We start from the raw sequence: 17,752 nt of genomic DNA, 5'->3' as shown, positions 1-17,752 counted from the left end.
TCAAACGTTTTAAAACGTCATGAAAATCCACCGCACTTTTAATTGAACGACTGACTAAACCGTCGCAAAATTATTTATTAATCAAACTCAAAAATTCTTTACGGGTTTCGCGATCTTCTAAGAACACGCCACCAAAGGCAGAAGTGACTGTATAACTGTTTGCGTCTTTAATGCCACGACATTTCACACAAAAATGCGTTGCTTTCACATACACGGCAACATCGTCCGTTTCTAAAATTGTTTGGAATGCCAATAAAATTTGCTCTGTTAAACGCTCTTGTACTTGAGGGCGTTGAGCAAAAAAAGACACTACGCGATTAATTTTAGATAAACCGATGACCCATTTTTTCGGGTAATAGGCCACAGAAACCTTACCGTCGATGGTCACGAAATGATGCTCACATGTACTGGTTAATGTGACATCATTCACTAGCACCATTTCGCTAACTTTCATACGGTTAGCAATATTAGTAATCTTAGGAAAATTAGCGTAATCCAAGCCACTGAAGATTTCATCTACAAACATTTTTGCAAGACGTGACGGGGTTTCTTCAATACTGTCGTCATTTAAATCTAAACCGATTAAACGTAAAACTTCCCGCATGTGTTGTTCGATTTTTGTGCGGCGTTCATCTTTTGTTTCATTCAACACCGCCATCGGTGTTTCAATTCCTTTCTGAACCAGCGCCGTACGGACTTTCTCTGCTTCAGGTGAAATATCGTTCATTTACTGCTCCCAATAAAAATAATGCCGCATTTTAACAAAATCACCGACAATAATAAAATGAAGATAATGACTAGCCTCCATGAAAAGTTTTATTTAAAACCTGTTTCAACATGTTCTCTTGCAAGTATTTTTTGAAACATCCTAAAGCCCGAGTATAATGGGCGGACTTTTTTATTCTTACAAGGATTCCGTATGTTGCCGCTGTCTCAAGCACTTGAACAAATGTTAAATCAACTTCCTTCTCCGACTGGCACGGAAACGTTGCCGATACATCAAGCCAGTCAACGAATTTGTGCTGAAAATGTCATTTCTCCGATTAATGTCCCTTCTTTCGATAACTCTGCGATGGACGGTTATGCAGTACGGTTGGCAGATTTACAACAATCCATGACACTCTCTGTTGCTGGGAAAGCCTTTGCCGGTGCGCCTTTTGAGGGAGAATGGACGGCACAAAGTGCAGTCAGAATTATGACCGGTGCGATGATTCCCCAAGGCGCTGACGCGGTGGTAATGCAAGAAGAGGTTCAAGTGAACGATGATGGCTCGGTGACGTTCACCAGTCTGCCTAAATTGGGGCAAAACATTCGCCGTATTGGGGAAGATGTAAAAGAAGGCGATGTGGTATTACAACAAGGCGCATTGTTAAACGCGGTATCCTTACCCCTACTTGCCTCTCTAGGCATTGAAAAGGTGAAGGTTTTCCCACGATTAAAAGTGGCCGTGCTTTCTACCGGCGATGAGCTGGTTCCAGTCGGTCAACCGTTACAAGCCGGTCAAATTTATGACACGAACCGTTTCACCGTAAAACTGTTGTTAGAGAAACTCAATTGCGACGTATTGGATTTTGGTATTTTGCCGGACAACGAAGCGCAATTTGAAAAGGCCTTTTTGGAAGCCCAACAACAAGCAGATTTGGTCATCACCAGTGGCGGGGTGTCTGTGGGGGAAGCGGATTTCACCAAACATATTTTAGAAAAAGTCGGCAAAATCAACTTCTGGAAAATTGCCATTAAACCGGGCAAGCCTTTTGCTTTTGGTAAATTAGAAAAAGCCTGGTTCTGTGGCTTGCCGGGCAATCCGGTATCAGCCTTGGTGACCTTCTATCAATTAGTACAACCAGCAATCGCCAAATTGAGCGGTTACAGTCAATGGAGAGCGCCAATGCGTTTACCGGCCATTGCGGCGAGCAATCTGAAAAAAGCACCGGGACGCTTAGACTTCCAACGAGGTTTCTACCAACTCAATGCACAAGGTCAAATTGAAGTACAACCGGTAGGCTTCCAAGGCTCGCATTTGTTTAGTTCCTTTGAGAAAAGCAACTGTTTTATCGTGTTGGAACAAGAGCGGGGCAACGTTGTTGCAGGTGAAACCGTCACCATCGAACCGTTTAACGATTTATTACGCTAATACATTGAGTTTGCTATGGAATTAAGCCATCAGGAAGAATTGCGTTACAACCGTCAAATCGTGTTGAAAGACATTGATTTTGACGGACAAGAAACGTTAAAAAGTAGCAAAATGCTGATTGTTGGTCTCGGCGGATTAGGTTGTGCCGCCGGCCAATATTTAGCTGTTGCCGGTGTGGGGCATTTAACCTTACTGGATTTCGACTCCGTAGATTTATCCAATTTACAACGCCAAGTATTGCATGATGACAGTCGCCTTGGTATGCCAAAAGTGGAATCAGCGAAACTTTCCTTGCAACGTCTGAACCCGCACATTCAGGTGGACACTATCCATCAATTATTGGATGAACAACAACTTCACGACTTAGTTAGCAAATTTGATGTGGTATTGGATTGCACCGACAACATCACGACACGCAATCAATTAGATTTAGCTTGTGCCACCCATAAAATCCCACTCATTTCCGGCGCAGCTATTCGTATGGAAGGACAGGTTTCTGTTTTCACCTATGAAGACAATACGCCAACCTATCATACGCTCAGCCGCTTATTCGGCGACAACGCGTTAAGCTGTGTAGAAGCCGGCGTATTGGCACCGATTGTCGGTTTGGTTGGTTCTATTCAAGCCTTAGAAGCCATCAAAGTGCGGTTAAAAATCGGCAAGAATTTGTGTGGCAGGTTATTATTGATTGATGGAATGACGATGTCGGTAAGAGAAGTCAAATTGCCGAATAGCAGTATGTAAATAATGGAGGCACGCAACGGAAAATGCGTGCCTCCATGAAATTGTTTAAATATTCAATTATGCTTTTCTAAAAAACACATTCAAAATCCACCGCACTTTATCCCCTCTATTTCAATCATAGTTAATCAGACAATAAAAATACGTTACGTTATTTTAAAAGATGGCTTCTAAACGTAAAAATGCACCGATATGATGGCGACGATCATGGTTTTTATCATTGTAGTAATTCAATTCAGGCTGAATAAAAAACCACTGACGCAAAATCGGCTGACGCCAAGTAATAAATGGGCCGTATTGGTTAAGATGAAATTGTTTATTATCGATATCACCACCAATAAAAATGCCATAATTTAGCCGTTTATAGTTGTTGAAGTCGTGTTGACGATAAAAACTGTTCCCCCAAGAGTTTTTCTCATCAATATCATGTTCAGACTGCAAATACAGGTGATTCGCAAGAAGAGTATTCGCCGAATCCCGATACTTGTTTTCAAAGTTCGTCCGCAAATAATGTTTACTATTGGTTCCGTAGCGGTAAATTTGCTCCAATCGGGTAGAGAAACGATCAGTAATAAGCCATTCTTTTCCTGCTCTAAAGCGTAAATAAATATCGCTACCGGAACGAATAGCTAGATCGATGTCAGTATCAATGCCTAATTTTTTAATGGAGTCGGACCAGCGTAAACCGACCGAGGCATTATCTTTCCGTGTTTGACGCCGATCATAATGTTTATTTTTATTTAATGGTTGGTTATAAACCTTACCGATATAGTTTTTATCTCGCGTTTCATTATCTAAATCTTCATCACCAAAGACTAAACTCAAGTGTTTTTTTTTATGCCGGCAGGCGAATTTTCCCACGGATACGTGGTTTAATGGAAAAGTGATCATAATGATCCTATTGGCTATCCAACATGATACGCAAGCCGGCAGTCGCTAGTTGATTAGGATCTGGCTCTCCCATCCATTCATCCATCGCATGCGCCTACCTACGCAGGGTGGCTCGTATTTCTTGGTGTTGTTCATCTACCCATGTTTTTTCCTGTTCTTCCGCCAAAACACCGAAGGACGGTAACAAACCGATAAAAACAGATGCTCTTAACAAAGAGGATTTTTTCATATGTAGCTCCTTTACTTATATCGATGCCGTATTAGCCCTATACTTATGCGATTTAAGACAAACCTGTCACAAAAAATCCACATGTAAATGACGTTTCTATTAAATTTCTTATTTGCCGGCTTCTACATAAAACAAACGGCGCCTAATGCGCCGTTTGTTTTGATAAATGGAAGCTTCTCTATCTCTCGTTATGCATCTCAAGATTAGAAGAATCCTTTTCGCGTTTTTTCTTCGCAGCATCATTACGTTGTTCAGCGATGTTATCCAGATAGGCTTCGGTAATATCACCGGTGACATAACAACCTGTGAACACGGAACAATCAAATGCTTTAATGGATGGGTTTTCTTGTTGTACAGAGCCGGTTAAATCCGCTAAGTCTTGGAATACTAATTTATCCACGCCGATAAGTTTGGCGATTTCGTCAGTATTACGTTCATAGGCAATTAATTCGCTGCGCGTCGGCATATCGATACCATATACGTTCGGATAGCGAATTTCCGGTGCTGCGGAAGCAAAATACACTTTTTTCGCGCCGGCAGCGCGAGCCATCTCTACGATTTGTTCAGAGGTCGTGCCACGCACGATAGAGTCATCCACCAATAACACATTTTTGCCCTTAAATTCAGAAGCAATGGTATTCAATTTGCGACGAACAGAACTCACTCGCTGCGCTTGACCCGGCATAATGAATGTGCGGCCGACATAACGATTTTTTACAAATCCTTGGCGATAAGGTTTGTTCAACACATTAGCAATACGCAAGGCAATATCATTAGAGGTTTCCGGCACCGGAATCACCACATCAATATCCATGTCTTGCCATTCACGGGCGATTTTTTCCCCTAAACGTTGTCCCATGTGCACACGGGCTGCGTAAACAGAAACCCCGTCAATGCAGGAATCCGGGCGGGCAAAATAGACATATTCAAAAATACACGGCGTTAACACGGGATTATCAGCACATTGTTCCGCATATAGTTCACCGTCAAAGGTAATAAAAATCGCTTCTCCCGGTGCCACATCACGCATGAATTCAAAACCGACGACATCCAGTGCGACACTTTCGGAAGCCACCATGTATTCAGTTTTGCCGTTTTCTTCACGTTTACCTAACACCAGAGGACGAATACCATGAGGATCGCGAAACGCCACCATGCCGTGATCGATGATCATCGCAATACATGCATAAGCACCTCGAATATCTGTATGCGTTTGTTTCACTGCATTAAAAATATCTTGCGGTGTTAAAGCGTATTTTTGTGGTTGATCGAGGTGATAAGCAAGAATGTTCAATAAAAGTTCGGAGTCGGAATTGGTGTTCACATGACGGCGGGCAAGATTAAAGAGTTTTTCTTTCAATTCGGCAGAGTTTGTTAAATTGCCGTTATGCACCAAGGTTAAACCATAAGGCGAGTTCACATAAAACGGCTGTGCTTCCGAGACGCTGGAACTTCCTGCGGTAGGATAACGTACATGGCCGATGCCGGTATTGCCCGCTAAACGCAACATATGTACCTGTTGAAACACATCACTCACCAAACCGTTCGCTTTACGCAAACGAAAGCGGTTTTCGTCATCAATGGTGACGATACCTGCAGCATCCTGTCCGCGATGCTGTAAAACGGTTAAGGCATCATAAATTGCTTGATTTACCGGGGTTTGACTGACAATACCGACAATACCGCACATGCTCGTTGTTCCTCTACTGATTCTGAGTTGAAGTTGGGATTGGATTTGAAGCCGGCGTAGTCACTTGCTCCAAATTCAAGGTTGAATTTAAAAAACTGGAATTTGCTTGTATCTGTTGAAAGAACCAATCCACCACAAAACGAAAGTGCGGTATTAATTTTGACTCTTTCCACCAATCACTTTGATTTGACGCGGTGAACGTATCCAAGAAAAATAAAATTGCCGCCACAATGAGCACGCCACGTAATAGCCCGAAGCAAGCACCAAGTACTCGATCCGTCCCGCTTAAGCCGGTACGATCCACTAACTGACCTAATACATAATTCACGATAGCGCCAACAATCAATGAGGCAATAAATAAGATAGCAATGGCAACACCATTGCGGATATACAGGGATTCAATGGAGGTTAACAAACCCGCCAAATACACATAAAAATTGCTTGCAATAAAAAATGCCACAATCCAACTGGCTAGTGACATCACTTCGCGGACGAAGCCGCGTAATAAGCTGACAATAACGGAAAAAACAATAATGCCGATAATAATGTAATCAATCATCAAATCATCTCTAAAGTGTTGAAAAAGACACTTCTATTTGCAACGGGCGCTATTCTAGCAAAAAAAGAAAACGTTTGCGCAAAAAATTACGCACTAAAAAACGCCCTTTTGCACAAAGAAGCAAAGGGGCGTCACTATACCATTGTTATGTTTGGGAATATAGAAAAAATCGGTGGGTTAAAGCTCCTGCCAAAAATCACGGGGTAATTTTTTCTGAGCAAGATTCAATAGCTTTGCTAAATCCAAATAAGTGAGCTTGTCGGGGAAAGAAGGTAAGGTATCCTCCGTCTCTCTCAATTTTTCAAAAACGCGTTGAAAACCCACCGCACTTTGAGGTGATAATGGCGTTTGTGCGCGTTTGCCCAACCAATAAAAGCCTTGTAAAGGCAAGCATAACGCAAATAAAGCACTTAACACCGCAACAGCAAGTGCCATATTGTCGCCATGCGCATAAATTTGCTGCCACACCACAAATAATACCGCAAGAAACGGCATCATTTTCTGGGCAAATAAGGTTGCTTTAATAATGCGATTTTCGGGAAAAATAGCGCCTAACTTTGGTTCTAAAGGCCAACTATTTAAATATTGTTGCCCAACTTTTAATGTACGATAAAAACCCATTTCATGCTTATCCTTAGTTTTAATCCGAATGAAGGTTGCTCAACATAACATAAACCGAGCTATTTTTTCATTTTCTACATAACCACCTCTTCTTTGGTAGTCTCTTTTTTCGGGGAAAATGAATCACTTATCAAATGTAAAAAATTTGCTAAATTTTTTGATTCAAGTCGCATTTTTTGTCGTTGAGAATTTATTTTAAAGAGTGAAAGGTGTATCCTATCGCAGTTTAATTTTCTATTATTCGTTCAATATTTGAACGAATTTTGTTTAACTCAAACCAGTATAGGTCGCTTATGTCTGAAAAATTAGTCCTAATCCTCAATTGTGGTAGCTCTTCATTAAAATTTTCTATTTTGAATCCTGCCACCGGCGAAGAAAAATTGTCCGGCTTAGCCGAAGCGTTTTACTTACCTGAAGCCCGTATCAAATGGAAATTACACGGCGAAAAAGGACAGGCTGATTTAGGTGCCGGTGCCGCTCACGCCGAAGCGTTAAATTTTGTTGTTAATAACATTTTCTCGCTTGATCCTGAATTACAAAAAGGCGTTGTTGCTATCGGTCACCGTATCGTACACGGCGGCGAAAAATTCACTTCTTCCGTTATCGTTACCGATGAAGTGGTTAAAGGCATCGAAGATGCAATTCAATTTGCGCCATTGCACAACCCTGCACACTTAATCGGTATCAAAGAGGCATTCAAACTCTTCCCGCATTTGAAAGAGAAAAACGTGGTGGTATTTGATACTGCATTCCATCAAACCATGCCGGAAGAGGCGTACTTATACGCATTACCTTACTCTTTATATCGCGATCACGGTGTTCGTCGCTACGGCGCACACGGTACAAGCCACTATTATGTCAGCCGTGAAGCGGCAAAACGTTTAGGCGTCGCAGAAGACAAAGTAAACGTGATCACTTGCCATTTAGGTAACGGCGGTTCCGTATCCGCAATTCGTCATGGCGAATGTATCGATACCTCTATGGGTTTAACCCCGTTAGAAGGTTTAGTGATGGGTACCCGTTGTGGTGACATCGACCCGGCTATCGTTTTCTACATGCACGACACCCTTGGTATGTCCGTTGAAGAAATCAACACCACCTTAACGAAAAAATCCGGTTTGCTTGGTTTAACCGAAGTCACCAGTGACTGCCGTTATGCCGAAGACAACTATGACAAAGAAATCCCGGCAAAACGCGCATTAGACGTTTATTGCTACCGTTTAGCGAAATACATCGGTTCTTATATGGCCGTTATCGGTGAGCGTTTGGATGCCATCGTCTTTACCGGCGGTATTGGTGAAAACTCTGCGCACGTACGCGAACTCACCTTAGCGCACTTAAAATTATTCGGTTATAAATTGGATAATGAGAAAAACATGGCTGCCCGTTTTGGTAACGAAGGCGTGATTACCGCTGACAACACCCCAGTCGCCATGGTTATTCCAACCAATGAAGAATTAGTGATCGCACAAGACACCGCACGTCTTTGCATCTAAAACGTAATCTATAAACTGCCGATTTATTCGGCAGTTTCTTTTTAATCCTCTATTCCAATCGAAGGTAAATTATGTCTCGTACTATTATTTTAATTCCGATTAGCACCGGCGTAGGTTTAACCAGCGTAACGCTTGGTTTAATCAACGCGCTTGAACAAAAAGGTGCCAAAGTCGGTTTCATGAAACCTATTTCTCAACCAAATACCGGTGAAGATATTATCGACCGCACAACCTCTATCGTACGCACCAGCACCGGTTTAGAAACGGCTGAGCCGTTTATGCTAAGCGTGGCAGAATCGCTGATCGGTCAAAACCAATCTGATGTTTTATTAGAAAAAATCGTTGAAAATCATCAACGTCTTGCTAAAAACAATGAAATTGTCATTGTGGAAGGCTTGATTCCAACCCGCAAACATTCTTTCGCCAATAGCATTAACTACGAAATCGCCCAAGCACTTGATGCAGAAATCGTCTTAGTTGCGGCACCGGCCACAGAAACCCCGGCACAATTAAAAGAACGTGTAGAAGCAGCAGCTTCTCTATTCGGTGGTCAAGGCAATAAAAATCTCCTTGGCGTGATCGTGAACAAATTCAACGCACCGGTGGATGAATCCGGCAGAACCCGCCCAGATTTAAGCGAAATTTTCGATTCTTTCCAACACAGCCACAACAGCGAATCCGAGTTGGTAAAATTATTTGCACAAAGCCAGCTCAACTTACTGGCATGTATCCCATGGTCTGCTGATCTTATTGCAACCCGTGCGATTGATTTAATTAAACATTTAGGCGCATCTATTCTTAATGAAGGGGATGTAAACCGTCGTATTCGTGGTATCACTTTCTGTGCAAGAAGCTTGCCAAATATGGTGGAACACTTCCGTGCCGGAAGCTTACTCGTGGTTTCTGCTGACCGCCCTGACGTAATCGTGGCAGCGGCACTTGCGGTATCCAACGGTATTGAAATCGGCGGTTTATTATTAACCGGCGGTTACAAATTAGATCCTCAAATCAACAAACTTTGTCAGCATGTTTTTGAAAACAAAAAATTGCCGGTTTTCCGTATTGAAGGCAACACCTGGCAAACCGCTTTAAGCCTACAAAACTTTAATCTTGAAGTACCGGTTGACGATAAAGAGCGCATTGAAAACATCAAACGCTACACCAGCGAAAAATTAGATGCCGCCTTCGTTAACGGATTAGTTGAAGCTTCAAGCCGTTTACGTCGTTTATCGCCACCAGCATTCCGCTTCCAATTAACGGAATTAGCCCGTGCGGCGAATAAACGTATCGTCTTACCGGAAGGCGATGAACCACGTACAATCAAAGCGGCAATCTTATGTGCTGAACGCGGTATCGCAGAATGTATCTTGTTGGCCAACCCTGAAGAAGTAAAACGCGTTGCTGAATCTCAAGGTGTGAAATTAGTCAAAGGTATTACGGTCGTTGACCCAGCAAGCGTGCGTGAAAACTATGTCGCGCGTTTAGTAGAACTACGTAAAGCCAAAGGCATGACAGAAACCATGGCGCGTGAACAATTAGAAGATAACGTTGTACTTGGCACGATGATGTTAGAAGCCAACGAAGTGGACGGTTTGGTATCCGGCGCAGTTCACACTACAGCCAACACCATTCGCCCACCGATGCAAATTATTAAAACCGCACCGGGTAGCTCCATTATTTCTTCTATCTTCTTCATGTTGTTACCGGATCAAGTGTTGGTTTACGGTGACTGCGCTGTGAACCCAGATCCGACCGCAGAACAACTTGCGGAAATTGCGATTCAATCTGCCGAATCGGCGAAATCCTTCGGTATCGAACCGAAAGTGGCGATGATCTCCTACTCTACCGGCTCTTCCGGTAGCGGAGCAGACGTTGAAAAAGTGAAAGAAGCGACTCGTATTGCGAAAGAAAAACGTCCTGACTTACTCATCGACGGTCCATTACAATACGATGCGGCAGTGATGGAAGATGTGGCTCGTTCTAAAGCACCAAATTCTCCGGTTGCCGGTCAAGCTACCGTATTCATCTTCCCAGATCTGAATACCGGTAACACCACTTATAAAGCAGTTCAACGTTCTGCCGACCTTGTTTCTATCGGCCCGATGCTCCAAGGTATGCGCAAACCGGTGAACGACTTGTCCCGTGGTGCGTTGGTCGATGACATCGTGTACACCATTGCATTAACAGCAATTCAAGCGACACAATAAAAAAACGCTTGAAAAACCGACCGCACTTTCGTGCAAAAGAAAAGGCTTTCGTAATGAAAGCCTTTTTATTTATCAAAACGATTGAATTAACTCATCCGTTCTTTTGGCGCCAATCGCCTTTTATTTAAAGGGAAAAGTGCGGTCAGTTTTTGAGGTGAATTTCATTTTTGTGCTTCACAATCATCATTTGGTGATCGGCAAATTTCTGCACAAGCGTTTGAATTGATTGCCCATTTGGCAACGAAAGATGAGGCGCAATTTCTGCCAACGGAATAATCACAAATTCACGCTGATGCATATCATAATGTGGCACTGTCAGGCGTTCCGACTGAATAATGTGATTAGAATACAGCAAAATATCCAAATCCAATGTCCGTTCTCCCCAGCGACGCAGACGCACACGACCTTGTTCATGTTCAATGCGTTGCAATTCATCCAACAATGCAAGAGGCGCAAGTGCGGTTTCCAAACAAGCCACAGCATTCACATAATCCGGCTGATCTTGTGGCCCAAGAGGCTTGCTTTGATAAAAAGAACTCACCGCCACTAATTTTGAGTCAGACAATTCATTCATCACCTGCAATGCAGAAATCAGTTGCGCCTGAGGATTAGCAAGGTTACTTCCCAAAGCAACATACACCTTATTCATGGCTAACCTTTTTTACAGAATGATGCCGTTTACGGCGATGATATTTGCGTTTTCTCGGTTGACTCGGCAGATCTTTTACCAAATCTTGTCGTTGGGTTTCGTTGCTAAATTGATATTCATGCCACCATGCCGCTAATTCAACGGCTTCACCGCCCTCAATTTCTGCGCGCATAACCAATAAATCAAAGCCCGCACGGAATTTTGATTGCTCAATGGCACGCTGCACAGATTTTGGCGTGCGTTTTAAGAACTGCAACTGTAACGACCAAATATCGCGAATCACCGTGGTATAACGACGTGGCACGGCTAACGCATTACATAACACATCTAACAAGTCGTTAGAAGCCAAGGCATAGGCATCATTGTTATTCAAACCGCCTTCATTTTTTAGAATTTCCACTCTTTCACGCAACGGATACCAGAAAAATGCCGCAAATAAGAACGCCGGATTGATCGGTAATTTATCTGCCACACGCTCATCAGTGGAAGTCAACGCACGCAAAATCATTTTTTCTGCCATGCTGTCTTCACGCTCGGTGAAATACGTTGGCAACAACGGGAAAAGCTGTTCAAACAAACCATATTGACGTAATAAATGATACGTTTTTACGCCATGCCCGCTTTGTAATAACTTCAAGCTTTCTTCAAATAAACGTGCCGGTGGAATATTTTTGAGTAAATGTGCAAGAGATTTAATGGGCGCTTCACTTGGTTTATCCAAGAACATTTCCAATTTAGCCATAAAGCGAATAGAGCGCAGCATGCGTACCGGATCTTCCTGATAGCGGGTCACCGGATCACCGATTAAACGTAATTTACCGTTTTTTAAATCGTCAATACCGTTGAAATAATCTTTCAACGTGTTGTCTTGTGGATTGTAATACAGCGCGTTTACGCTGAAATCACGGCGTTCCGCATCTTGTTCCAAGGTGCCGTACACGTTATCACGCAACAGCATGCCCTCTTCGCTTTGCTTGGCAAGCTTTTCATTATGATGTTCTGCATGACCAGCACGGAAAGTCGCCACTTCAATAATCTCACGGCCAAACATCACGTGCGCCAAACGGAAACGACGTCCAACCAAACGACACTGACGTTGAAAAACCGCTTGGATTTGTTCCGGACGGGCATTGGTCGCCACATCAAAATCTTTTGGTTTTTTACCGAGCAATAAGTCACGCAAACAACCGCCGACCACATAGGTTTCATAGCCTTGTCGTTGTAGTTTTTCCACCACCGTCAACGCATTACGATTAAACATACGTGGCGTAATGCCATGCATGGATGCCTTAATGCTATGTCTGAAATCTTTTTTAGGTGTGTTTCTTTTATTGTGGGATGAACCCTGAGCCTTGTTTTTTACAGGTTCAGTCACTGTGATAGAGGGTCTTTTAGGTGAGGCTTTAATGTCATTTTGAGCAGCAGGATGTTTTTTGATTTTCTTGCTCAAAAGATTTTTAATATAGGTAAAGATAAGACATCTCCGTTTATCAGAAAAATAATGTGAAAGTGCGGTCGAAAAATAAGGTGTTTTTTGACCGCACTTTTATCTGTTTTGAGTCGAATTAACCGACCATTTGTTTTTCGCGAATTTCCGCTAATGTTTTGCAGTCGATACACAAATCTGCTGTCGGACGCGCTTCTAAACGTTTAATCCCAATTTCCACGCCACAAGAATCGCAATAGCCGAAATCGTCTGTATCCAATTTTTTCAACGTATTTTCGATTTTCTTCATTAATTTACGTTCACGATCGCGAGCACGTAATTCCAAACTGAACTCTTCTTCTTGTGTCGCGCGGTCAGCTGGATCCGGGAAGTTAGCCGCTTCATCTTGCATATGAGCAACGGTCCGAGATGCTTCATCTCTAATTTGATCATGCCAGGCTTGAAGGATTTTTTTGAAATGTAGCACTTGGTGCTCATTCATGTATTCTTCACCTTTCTTTTCTTTGTAAGGCTCAACGCCGGCTAAAGCCAATAAACTTAAAGACGCTTTACTCATGTGTATCTCCTAATAAAAAATTCATCCATTTCATAGTGTTAAGCCCACAATCAGTGTCGCTTAATATGATTACTACCCCAAAGTAAAACCGATTAAAAAATGGACCCAAATTTTGAAGGCGTATAAATAGCAGAACTCACCCTATTTATCAAATAATATTTGCATATCCATTCAGTTTTTTAAGGTTTTTTTTTATTTTTGTGATTTAGATTCCAATATTTTTGAAGACTTATTTTCCCTCCCTTGAAATTCTTTCATAGTCCCTGCCATGGAATAAAAGTGCGGTAAAAAATGTGGGTGTTTCGTTAGATAAATTTGCGGGAAGTTTAATTGTAAGCAGTATCACTTTGGTGTTTTTACCCGAGTCGTTTTTAGTCTCTTGGCAAACAGCACTTTATTTATCCCTTCTTTTATGTCCGCTCATTTTGCTTGCCCGACGTTTATCCTGTCATAAAACGAAATACTCGCTTCTTTGGTTGCTTTTGTTCACGCTCAATCTGGCTTATGCGCATCAGCCAGCAATACAGTTGCTAACACAAGCGGATGATATTGCCCGTTTGCCGAAAACCATTCATACCGAATTTACCGTGGAAGAGATCCTGCATCAGCAACAATATCAAACCGTAGTTATCCGTGTGAAACTTGCGGATAATCAGCCAGAACAACGTCTTTACGCCAATTGGAAACTTAAACAAAACGTGAATATTGGCGAACGTTATGTGGGAGAGTTGCGCCTTCGCCCTATTTCCTCACGGCTCAATAAAGACGGGTTTGATCGCCAACAATGGTACTTCAGCAAACGCATCACTGCGTGGGCAGAAGTGAAAAGTGCGGTCAAAATAGATCACGTTTTTTCATGGCGGCAAAGCGCACTTCATCATGCGCTCAAGCAAACAGAACCGTTATCTCAACAAGGGTTGTTATTAGCACTTGGTTTTGGCGAACGGGCATGGCTTGAAAACGCCACATGGCAAATTTATCAAAAAACCAATACGGCACACTTGATTGCTATTTCAGGATTACATATCGGTCTGGCGATGATGTTAGGCTTTGCCTTGGCGCGCTTACTCCAATTTACGTTTCCAACCCATTACATCACCCCAACCTTTCCGATTTTCTGCGGCATGATTTTAGCCCTGCTTTATAGTCAACTTGCAGGGCTTGCCATTCCTACGTTACGTGCCATGATTGCCCTCGCTTTACTCTACGCTATTCAGCATTTAAGACTGCATTGGACGGTGTGGCAACTGTTATTGCGAGTGGTCGCACTACTGATTTTTATCGATCCGCTCATGTTGCTTTCCACCAGTTTTTGGCTATCTGTCGGCGCGGTCACCTGTTTGATTATTTGGTATCAATGTTTTCCGCTGTCCTTATTACACTGGCGTGGAAAATCACTCAGCCACTCGCTTTGGGGAAAAGTGCGGTACGTTTTCGGTTTATTTCATTTGCAACTTGGTTTGCTTTGGTTATTCACGCCGATTCAATTATTCTTTTTCAACGGCATTTCCTTAAACAGTTTTATTGCTAATCTTATTGCCGTGCCACTTTATAGCTTCATTTTAGTGCCATTGGTGCTGTTTGCTGTGCTCACCCAAGGCAGTTGGAACACCTGGTGGCTTGCCAATGATCTGGCAGAAAAAATCACCGCACTTTTAGCCCCGTTGCAGGATCATTGGCTGGCTATTTCTCTTCCCCATAGTTTATGGATAACACTCGTTTTAACCTGCCTGTTTTTAGGCTTGCTTCATTACGTTTATAAACCCCAGAAACCTCTTTCTTCTACATTGGAATTAGCAAAACTCACTCGTTTAAAGGGATTTCACCTCGCTGCTGAACGCACCTTAAGTTTTCCCTTACAAAAGACAATTTACGGGTTAGGTTGCGGATTGATTGTATTTTGCGGCACCACATTGGCTTACCACTACCTTTCCCGCCCAAATTGGCAATTGGATACCTTAGATGTGGGGCAAGGGTTAGCGACATTGATCGTGAAAGATGGCAAAGGCATGCTGTACGACACCGGCTCAAGTTGGGAAAGCGGCAGTATGGTGCAGTTAGAAATTCTGCCTTATTTACAGCGACAAGGCATTCAGCTGGAATGGTTGATTTTAAGTCATGATGACAACGATCATTCGGGCGGTGCCCGTGCGATGTTGAGCGCTTATCCCGACATTCAACTGACCACCGCTTCGCAAAAACGTTATGGCGAAAAAAACACGGAAGAAAACGACCGCACTTTTTGCCTTGCCGGTAAACAATGGACATGGCAAGGATTATATTTTACTGTGCTCTCCCCAAACAACATCGTGCCCCGTGCGGAAAATCCCGATTCCTGCACACTGTTGTTAACGGACGGCAAATACAATATTTTACTGACCGGTGACGCGGATCTCAGCGTGGAATACAAAATTCTGCCAAAGCTGAATAAAATCCATGTACTACAAGTGGGACACCACGGCAGTAAAACCTCGACAGGAGAAGCATTGGTACATCACACACGGCCGGACATTGCGCTGATTTCCAGCGGGCGTTGGAATCCCTGGCACTTTCCAAACAACGAGGTTATGGCAAGGCTAAAGCAGCAAGGCACACAAAGTTACAATACGGCAGAAACAGGTCAAATCAGTTTGTTATTTCATGAAAATAAAATAGAAATTCAAACTGCTCGGGCTGAATTTTCGCCATGGTATCGCAGATTAATTGGCTTGAAGGGCAAATAAAGGTACAATGCGCCATTATTTTTGACCCAAAGACAGAAATTATTATGCAAGATCAAGATCTTTCTACTATGCAAACCTTTAAGCGTCTGTGGCCAATGATTAGTCCGTATAAAGCCGGTTTGATTGTTTCCGCTGTTGCCTTAATTCTCAACGCCCTAACCGACTCCGGCTTAATTTTCCTACTCAAACCCTTATTGGATGAGGGCTTTGGTAAAGCAGACGCATCATTTTTAAAATACATGTCTGTCTTTGTTGTGTTAATCATTATCTTACGCGGCGTGTCCAGCTTTATTTCCAACTATTGCTTGGCTTGGGTTTCCGGTAAAGTGGTGATGACCATGCGTCGCCGTTTATTCAAACATTTAATGTTTATGCCGGTCAGTTTTTTTGATAAAAACGCTGCCGGAAAACTCCTTTCCCGCATCACTTATGACTCTGAAATGATCGCCAGCGCCTCTTCCGGATCATTGATTACCATAGTGCGTGAAGGCGCTTATTTAATTTCTCTTCTTTGCGTCATGCTTTATACCAGCTGGCAACTCTCTTTGGTGCTTTTTGTTATCGGGCCAATCATCGGCATTTTGATCAGCATGGTTTCTAAAAAATTCCGCAATTTAAGCCGTAACATGCAAAACTCCATGGGGGATTTAACCTCAACGGCAGAACAAATGTTAAAAGGACATAAAGTGGTACTGTCTTTCGGTGGCCAAATTATTGAAGAAGAACGTTTCAATCACGTCAGCAATGATATGCGCCGTAAAGGCATGAAAATGACGGCAGCAGATGCCATTGCCGATCCTGTGGTGCAAATCATTGCCTCGTTTGCCCTTGCTGCCGTGTTATACCTCGCGAGTTTCCCTTCCATCATGGATCAAAACTTAAGTGCGGGGACATTTACCGTTGTTTTCTCTTCCATGCTTGCCTTAATGCGCCCGTTAAAATCCTTAACTAACGTTAACGCCCAATTCCAACGCGGTATGGCAGCCTGTCAAACCTTGTTCGGCATTTTAGACATGGAAACGGAAAAAGACACCGGTACGCATAAAGCAGACAAGGTAAAAGGCGATCTTGAATTTAAAAATGTCACCTTTCGCTATGAAGGAAAAGAAGAACTTGCCTTGGACAATATTTCTTTCCACATTCCTCATGGCAAAACTGTGGCATTGGTGGGGCGTTCCGGTTCCGGTAAATCTACCATCGCTAATTTAGTGACCCGTTTCTATGATGTTACTCAAGGTGAAATTTTGTTAGATGGCGTGAATATTCAAGATTATCGTCTATCGGATTTACGCGAAAATTGTGCCGTTGTCTCCCAACAAGTGCACTTATTCAACGATACCATCGCCAATAACATCGCTTATGCAGCGAAAGATAAATATAGCCGTGAAGAAATCATTAACGCAGCAAAAGCGGCTCATGCCATGGAATTTATCGAACATTTAGAACATGGTTTGGATACCGTTATCGGCGAAAATGGCGCCAGCTTATCCGGCGGTCAACGCCAACGTTTAGCTATTGCTCGTGCGTTATTGCGTAATTCACCGGTGTTAATTTTAGATGAAGCGACCTCCGCTTTAGATACGGAATCCGAGCGTGCGATTCAAGCCGCATTGGAAGAAATTCAAAAAGATCGTACCGTTTTGGTGATCGCGCATCGTTTATCCACCATTGAAAAGGCTGACGAAATTCTTGTCGTTGAAAACGGACAAATTAAAGAACGCGGCAACCACCAAGCCCTATTGGCACAAGGCGGTGCATATAAACAATTACACGGCATGCAGTTCAGTCAATAATTAATCTAAGGAGAAA

The 17,752-nt window shown here is 42.9% G+C and carries 13 protein-coding genes and 1 pseudogene; 6 read left to right on the top strand and 8 right to left on the bottom strand.

The annotated features are described in order from the left end of the window. Window positions 1-70: 70 nt before the first annotated feature. Complete coding sequence (gene folE / locus J5A60_RS04195) at window positions 71-727, bottom strand: GTP cyclohydrolase I FolE (RefSeq protein WP_111294286.1); 657 nt, start codon at window positions 725-727, stop codon at window positions 71-73. 192 nt (window positions 728-919) lie between these two features. Here folE and moeA point away from each other — a divergent pair, with 192 nt between their 5' ends. Then, on the top strand, window positions 920-2,134 hold the full coding sequence (gene moeA, locus J5A60_RS04190) for a molybdopterin molybdotransferase MoeA (RefSeq protein WP_212510671.1): 1,215 nt from the start codon (window positions 920-922) through the stop codon (window positions 2,132-2,134). Between the two features lie 15 nt (window positions 2,135-2,149). After that, a complete protein-coding gene (gene moeB / locus J5A60_RS04185) occupies window positions 2,150-2,878 on the top strand; it encodes a molybdopterin-synthase adenylyltransferase MoeB (RefSeq protein ID WP_212510670.1) in 729 nt (242 codons plus the stop codon). A gap of 153 nt (window positions 2,879-3,031) precedes the next feature. Here the strand turns inward: moeB and J5A60_RS04180 are convergent. The 4 genes and pseudogenes from J5A60_RS04180 to yfbV form a co-directional block, all read right to left on the bottom strand. Continuing rightward, a pseudogene (locus J5A60_RS04180) lies at window positions 3,032-3,995 on the bottom strand (hypothetical protein). 178 nt (window positions 3,996-4,173) lie between these two features. Further along, complete coding sequence (gene purF, locus J5A60_RS04175; protein WP_212510669.1) at window positions 4,174-5,685, bottom strand: amidophosphoribosyltransferase; 1,512 nt, start codon at window positions 5,683-5,685, stop codon at window positions 4,174-4,176. A 13-nt stretch (window positions 5,686-5,698) separates the two neighbouring features. Beyond that, window positions 5,699-6,244 carry a CvpA family protein gene (locus tag J5A60_RS04170; protein ID WP_109127906.1) on the bottom strand — a complete coding sequence of 182 codons (546 nt, stop codon included), beginning with the start codon at window positions 6,242-6,244 and terminating at the stop codon, window positions 5,699-5,701. A gap of 177 nt (window positions 6,245-6,421) precedes the next feature. Continuing rightward, the gene (gene yfbV / locus J5A60_RS04165; RefSeq protein WP_048750943.1) at window positions 6,422-6,865 is read right to left on the bottom strand and encodes a terminus macrodomain insulation protein YfbV; all 444 of its coding nucleotides are present in this window, start codon (window positions 6,863-6,865) and stop codon (window positions 6,422-6,424) included. A gap of 293 nt (window positions 6,866-7,158) precedes the next feature. Here yfbV and J5A60_RS04160 point away from each other — a divergent pair, with 293 nt between their 5' ends. Beyond that, the gene (locus J5A60_RS04160; RefSeq protein WP_048750944.1) at window positions 7,159-8,361 is read left to right on the top strand and encodes an acetate kinase; all 1,203 of its coding nucleotides are present in this window, start codon (window positions 7,159-7,161) and stop codon (window positions 8,359-8,361) included. Window positions 8,362-8,432: 71 nt separating this feature from the next. Next, entirely contained in the window at window positions 8,433-10,568 is a 2,136-nt protein-coding gene (gene pta / locus J5A60_RS04155) for a phosphate acetyltransferase (protein WP_212510668.1), read from the top strand. Window positions 10,569-10,710: 142 nt separating this feature from the next. Here pta and folK read toward each other — a convergent pair whose 3' ends face one another. The 3 genes from folK to dksA form a co-directional block, all read right to left on the bottom strand. Beyond that, on the bottom strand, window positions 10,711-11,217 hold the full coding sequence (folK, locus tag J5A60_RS04150) for a 2-amino-4-hydroxy-6-hydroxymethyldihydropteridine diphosphokinase (RefSeq protein ID WP_212510667.1): 507 nt from the start codon (window positions 11,215-11,217) through the stop codon (window positions 10,711-10,713). After that, complete coding sequence (gene pcnB / locus J5A60_RS04145) at window positions 11,210-12,499, bottom strand: polynucleotide adenylyltransferase PcnB (RefSeq protein WP_212510666.1); 1,290 nt, start codon at window positions 12,497-12,499, stop codon at window positions 11,210-11,212. Before pcnB ends, folK begins: the two co-directional genes overlap by 8 nt. A 283-nt stretch (window positions 12,500-12,782) precedes the next feature. Next, the gene (gene dksA, locus J5A60_RS04140) at window positions 12,783-13,220 is read right to left on the bottom strand and encodes an RNA polymerase-binding protein DksA (protein ID WP_006717934.1); all 438 of its coding nucleotides are present in this window, start codon (window positions 13,218-13,220) and stop codon (window positions 12,783-12,785) included. Window positions 13,221-13,513: 293 nt separating this feature from the next. On the opposite strand from dksA, the gene J5A60_RS04135 reads away from it, so the two are divergent. Continuing rightward, window positions 13,514-15,943: a DNA internalization-related competence protein ComEC/Rec2 gene (locus J5A60_RS04135; protein ID WP_212510665.1), complete on the top strand. Its 2,430-nt coding sequence runs from the start codon at window positions 13,514-13,516 to the stop codon at window positions 15,941-15,943. Between the two features lie 44 nt (window positions 15,944-15,987). Next, window positions 15,988-17,736 carry a lipid A ABC transporter ATP-binding protein/permease MsbA gene (gene msbA, locus J5A60_RS04130; RefSeq protein ID WP_212510664.1) on the top strand — a complete coding sequence of 583 codons (1,749 nt, stop codon included), beginning with the start codon at window positions 15,988-15,990 and terminating at the stop codon, window positions 17,734-17,736. Window positions 17,737-17,752 lie beyond the last annotated feature (16 nt).

The sequence above is a fragment of the Aggregatibacter sp. oral taxon 513 genome, from assembly GCF_018128305.1.
Taxonomy (GTDB): domain Bacteria; phylum Pseudomonadota; class Gammaproteobacteria; order Enterobacterales; family Pasteurellaceae; genus Aggregatibacter; species Aggregatibacter segnis_A.
The sequence above is the reverse complement of the archived record's forward strand: the minus strand, read 5'-3'. Positions and strand labels throughout refer to the sequence as shown.